Annotated in this window: 3 protein-coding genes; 1 reads left to right on the forward strand and 2 read right to left on the reverse strand. The window is 65.1% G+C overall.

Features of this window, described 5'->3' with window-relative positions:
* Positions 1-68: 68 nt before the first annotated feature.
* Positions 69-1,421: a malonyl-CoA decarboxylase gene (locus tag IVB47_RS04890; RefSeq protein WP_027570588.1), complete on the reverse strand. Its 1,353-nt coding sequence runs from the start codon at positions 1,419-1,421 to the stop codon at positions 69-71.
* Positions 1,422-1,601: 180 nt separating this feature from the next.
* Positions 1,602-2,453 carry a helix-turn-helix transcriptional regulator gene (locus tag IVB47_RS04895; protein ID WP_247287875.1) on the reverse strand — a complete coding sequence of 284 codons (852 nt, stop codon included), beginning with the start codon at positions 2,451-2,453 and terminating at the stop codon, positions 1,602-1,604.
* A 59-nt stretch (positions 2,454-2,512) separates the two neighbouring features.
* Between IVB47_RS04895 and IVB47_RS04900 the strand changes: the two genes are divergently transcribed.
* Positions 2,513-3,685 (forward strand): MFS transporter, encoded by a 1,173-nt coding sequence (locus IVB47_RS04900; RefSeq protein WP_027519745.1) that lies wholly within the window; start codon positions 2,513-2,515, stop codon positions 3,683-3,685.
* Positions 3,686-3,747 lie beyond the last annotated feature (62 nt).

Below are 3,747 nucleotides of genomic sequence, written 5' to 3' on the forward strand. Positions count from 1 at the left end.
CGCAATGACGGCGAGAGTGCGTCGTCGGCTGCGTTCGCATTGACGATGTGGCGCGAGCCGGACGTCCCTTACGACAGCCGCATATCCAGCAGCCGTCGCCCTTCGCCCTTCAAGAGCTTCTTCACCGCGCTCGAGGCCACGACCTCGCCGTCATTGGCGTAGGCTTCGTGGTTCTTCTCGATGTCGTCGAGGCGGTAGAGGTAGTTGACCATCACGCCGGCGGACTCGCGCACGCCCTTGGGCGAGAGATCGCCTAACCAGTTGATGCGCTCGAGGCGGGCGCCGTTGCCGAGATGGAAGCGGGCGACGGAGTCGATCAGCTTGCCTTTCGGCGTGCGCGCCTTGAGGAAGTAGTGCGCCGCGAGCGGTTCGATCACGCCACGCAGCAGCGTGGTCGTCTCGGGGTTCTCGAACCATTTGGGATCGTCGAGGCGCTTCAGCACTTCGCGGTCCTCATCCGAAAGCGGCAAATCCTTGTCCTGCTTCACCCATGGCATGAAGCCCGGTACCGGCGACAGCGTCACGAAATTGTCGAGCTTGGGCAATTCGCGGCGCAGCTCCTCCACCACCTGCTTGATCAGGAAGCTGCCGAAGGAGATGCCGCCGAGACCGCGCTGGGTGTTGGAGATCGAGTAGAACACGGCGGTGCGGGCGCGCTCGATCGGGACGGAGGGGCGATCGACGGCGAGCAGCGGCGCGATCGCGCCGGGGATCGTCTCCGTCAGCGCGACCTCGACGAAGATCAGGGGCTCGTCCACCATTGCGGGATGGAAGAAGGCGTAGCAGCGGCGGTCGACCGGATCAATGCGGCGGCGCAGATCGTCCCAGTCGCTGATCTCGTGCACGGCCTCATAACGGATGATCTTTTCGAGGATGTTGGCCGGGGTCGACCAGTCGATCCTGCGCAGCACGAGAAACCCCCTGTTGAACCATGACGAGAGAAGATGGGAAACGTCGCGATCGAGTGCGGCGAGATCGGTGTGCCCGTTCCTCATGTCGAGCAGGTCGGCGCGCATCTTGACGAGATCCCCAGTGCCGCCAGGTGCGCGGTTGAGGCGGCGGATCAGCTCCTGCCGGCGCGGCTCGGAGGCGAAATGAAGCGCGCTGGCATCCTCGTCGGCCGGCTTGGCACGCCATGTCTCGATCGCCTTGGACAGGCGTTCCCGATCCGGGCCGAAATCGCGCACCAGGGCTTCGAAGAAAGCGCGACGTCCCGCCGCATCCAGCTCCTGGTAGATGTCGAGCACCTCACGCGCCATCGCCGTGCCCGACGCTTCGCCCCGGCCCGACAGCAGCGCGCCACAGAGCTCGATGAGCCCGTCGGCGTCTGGCTTGGTGTCGGCAGAATCCCCGCGGCGAAGCAGCGTGCGGCCGCGCTCGGAGATGGTGGTGAGCAAGTCGGAGAAGAAGGCGTTGGCCATCGGGGCTTTCGTGTCGGGTTTGTGCGGTGCGGGAATCTTACACGGGATTTGGGCGGAAGCCGATCACAATCAAGCGGGGGAATTTGGCAAGTTTAGCGGGGGCGTGCGTTTCGAAAACCCAAAGAAAGTTGTCATGCCCCGGCTTGACCGGGGCATCCAGTATGCCGCAGCTTTTCGGTTCTAGCCGCGCCGTCCCCGAGTACTGGATCGCCCGGTCAAGCCGGGCGATGACACCGAGTGTGTAGCAAACTCCGTCGGGGTCCGCCCCGTCACCTGACGGAACGCTGCGGAAAACGCAGGCACGCTGGCATAGCCGAGCTGGGTCGCGAGCTGCTTCACCGACACATTGGCATCGGTCGACAGCCGCTGGATCGCCGCCGCAATTCTTGCGCGCTGGCACCAGCTCTTGAAGCTCAGCTGCGTCTCTGTCGAAAACAGCCGCGACAGCGTGCGCGCGGAGGTTCCGACCTCGCGCGCCAGCGCGTCGATGTCGTGCAGGCCGGTGGGATCGTCGAGCACGATCATGGCCGCGCGCCGGCAGCGCGGCTCGTGTGGCAGCGGCACGAAGGTCGCGGAATCCTCGGCCTGGACCAGTTCCAGCATCACCAGCCGAACCAGCAGATCGGTCCGCTCCTCGGTATTTTGCGCCTCGAACAGCGCGAGGATCGCCTGGTTCAGCAGCGGCGACACCCGCACCACGAATTCCCTGGTCAGTCCCTCATGGCGCTGCTCGCGCTTCAGCCAGGCGAGGTCGAAATAGAGCGTGCGCATCTCGATATCGGCAAGCAAATCGATGGCGTGCTGGAGCCCGGCGGGGACCCAGACCGCGCGGTCCGGCGGCACCAGCCAGCGTCCCCCGGGAGTCGTCACCTGCATGGTGCCCCTGGCGGCATAGATCAGCTGCGCCTCGCGGTGCAAATGCGGATCGATCCGCATGCCCTTGGGGTAGTCGCGCGCGACCAGATGCACGCCCGCGGGCGAGCGATGGTTGCTCCGGACTGCCCGGAGGATTGGCGTCTCGACGACAGTCATTGGCAGCATCCCGTCATGCCCAAGACATATAACTCATTTCGGAGCAGGAGAGGATTCCCATGAACAGCCCCAGCCGGGTGATCAGTTTCGTCAACGCGGGCCATTTCATCGACCATTACGCGATGCTGATTTTCGCCGCCGCGGTGATCATCATGGGACCGGCGCTCGGCATGGCCTATTCGGAGCTCTTGCCTTATGCGACGCCGGGCTTCGTCGCCTTCGGCGCGGGCTCGCTGCTCACCGGCTGGCTCGGCGACCGCTGGAGCCGCCGCCACATGATGCTGATCTTCTTCGTCGGCATCGGCGCCTCCATGATCTCGGTCGGCTTCGTGCAGACCCCGGCACAGCTTGGCGCGGCGCTGTTCGCGATCGGCATTTTTGCCTCGATCTATCATCCCGTCGGCACCGCCATGATCGTCTCCTACGCTGACAGGCTCGGCCGCGAGATGGGCATCAACGGCGTCTGGGGCAATCTCGGCGTCGCATCGTCGGCGCTGGTCACCGGCGTGATCGGCCAATATCTCGGCTGGCGCTTCGCCTTCATCGTCCCGGGCATCGTCACCATCCTGATCGGCATCGCGTTTGCGATGATGGTCGTGCACGAGGACCGCAAGGGTTCGAAACAGGCGGCGGCGCAGGCGCGCGTCGCCAAGCAGGACATGTGGCGCGTGATCCTGTCGCTGCTGATCGTGGTGATCGCGATCTCGACGACCTTCAATGCCGTCACCGTCGCGCTGCCAAAGCTGTTCGCCGAGCGGCTCGCCGATCTCACCAAAAGCCCGGCGCTGCTTGGCGTCATCGCGGCCTGCGTCTATGTGTTCGGCGCGATGACGCAATACACGATCGGCCGGCTGCTCGATCGCTATTCGCTGAAGACGGTGGCGCTGCCGCTGTCCTTCATGCTGGCGCCGTTTTTGTATCTGGCCGCGAGCCTGTCCAATCTGCCGCTGATCCTGGTCTCGATCGGCATCGTCATGGGCGCGTTCGGGCAGGTCACGGTCAACGACGCGATGGTCGGCAAATACACCAGCGAGGAATGGCGCTCGCGCGCCTATGCCGTGCGCTATTTCATCGGCTTCACCGCCGCCGGCGCCTCGGTCGGCCTAGTCGCCTGGCTCTACGAGCAGGGCGGCTTCGTCACCATGCTGCATGCCTTCGCCGCCCTCTGCCTGCTCGCGATCGCAGCCGCGATCATTCTCCCGCGCGAGATCAGGACACCGCAGGCGGTGTGAGGGATCGGCGTGAGGCGCGCGGCTGCCTCCACGGGGCAGCCTGGATTGCTTCCGCCTTCGCT

This window comes from Bradyrhizobium sp. 62, assembly GCF_023073035.1.
Classification (GTDB): domain Bacteria; phylum Pseudomonadota; class Alphaproteobacteria; order Rhizobiales; family Xanthobacteraceae; genus Bradyrhizobium.

What these genes read in the sequence shown, in the direction of transcription:
- IVB47_RS04890 (WP_027570588.1), bottom strand. Translation starts at nt 1,421, where the DNA reads ATGGCCAACGCCTTCTTCTCCGACTTGCTCACCACCATCTCCGAGCGC.
- IVB47_RS04895 (WP_247287875.1), bottom strand. Translation starts at nt 2,453, where the DNA reads ATGACTGTCGTCGAGACGCCAATCCTCCGGGCAGTCCGGAGCAACCAT.
- IVB47_RS04900 (WP_027519745.1), top strand. Translation starts at nt 2,513, where the DNA reads ATGAACAGCCCCAGCCGGGTGATCAGTTTCGTCAACGCGGGCCATTTC.